The organism is Streptomyces sp. DH12, assembly GCF_020873895.1.
Classification (GTDB): Bacteria; Actinomycetota; Actinomycetes; order Streptomycetales; family Streptomycetaceae; genus Streptomyces.
In genome coordinates this window covers 1-1108 of record NZ_JAHWGT010000108.1, presented here as the reverse complement: position 1 = coordinate 1108, position 1108 = coordinate 1, and the positions used below count along the sequence as shown (strand labels likewise).

General features: G+C 71.8%; 2 protein-coding genes. One reads left to right on the top strand and one right to left on the bottom strand.

Annotation, left to right across the window (positions count from 1 at the left end; translation table 11 throughout):
• Positions 1-917 (top strand): type VII secretion-associated serine protease mycosin (gene mycP, locus LPA54_RS32790; RefSeq protein WP_228984400.1); only part of this gene is annotated, 917 nt, incomplete at its 5' end.
• A gap of 30 nt (positions 918-947) precedes the next feature.
• Here mycP and LPA54_RS32785 read toward each other — a convergent pair.
• A partial coding sequence (locus LPA54_RS32785; protein ID WP_228984401.1) for a DUF397 domain-containing protein occupies positions 948-1108 on the bottom strand: 161 nt, incomplete at its 5' end.

Sequence of the window (1108 nt, the reverse complement as noted above, 5' to 3'; positions counted from 1 at the left end):
GGGGGAAGGACGGCGACCCCACCGACGACCAGGTGGGGCATGGCACCAAGGTCGCGGGCATCATCGCGGCCCGGCCACGGGAAGGGACCGGATTCGTCGGTCTGGCGCCGCACGCCACCATCATCCCCATTCGCCAGAACGACGCCGACAGCAGCGGCGACTCCGACACCATGGCCCGTGCCATCGACCACGCCGTCGCCCAGGGCGCCGACGTCATCAACATCTCCCAGGACACCACCAAGCCGCTGTCCAACACCTCGGCCCTGGCCGAGGCGGTCCGCAAGGCGATCGAGCAGGACGTCGTCGTGGTCGCCTCCGCGGGCAACGACGGCCTGGACGGCAAGCAGAAGAACACCTACCCCGCTGCCTTCGACGGCGTGCTGGCCGTGGCCTCCTCCGACCGGAACAACGAGCGCGCGGCCTTCTCCCAGACGGGGAGCTTCGTGGGAGTGGCCGCCCCCGGAGTCGACATCGTCTCCACGGTGCCCGGCGGCGGCCAGTGCACGGACAGCGGCACCAGCTTCTCGGCCCCCTTCGCCGCGGGGGTGGCGGCTCTGCTCAAGGAGAAGCATCCCGGGTGGACCACGGCCCAGATCGTGACGCAGATCGAGCAGACGGCGGAGCGTTCGGTCAACGGTCACGACGACTTCGTCGGGTGGGGAGTGATCGACCCCGTCCGCGCCGTCCAGGACTCCGACATCGCCGACCCTCCTTCGTCGCCCACTCCCGACCCCGGCGCGCCCCAGGCCCAGGCTCCTGACGTGGCCCCGTTCTCCCTGGCGGAGACGCCGGCGGAGCGCGACGAACGCCATGCCACCTACGCGCTGGGGATCACCGCGGTCCTGGTCGCGGTCGTCACCGGCACAGCCGTCGTACTGCGCGACCTGCGCCGCCGCCGGACAGCACGAGGAGCGTGACGAGGCCGCCCCCTCAGGCCCACGCAGGGGTCACTCGGAGGCCGCTGCTCCCTCCGGTGAGGTCTCCAGGTCGAACTCCCCGTCCCGCGCGCCCAGGACGAAGGCACGCCATTCGGCCTCGGTGTAACGCAGCACCGTGCCGGGGTCGAGCGACGACCGCATGGCCACAGCGCCGCCGGGCAGGTAGGCGA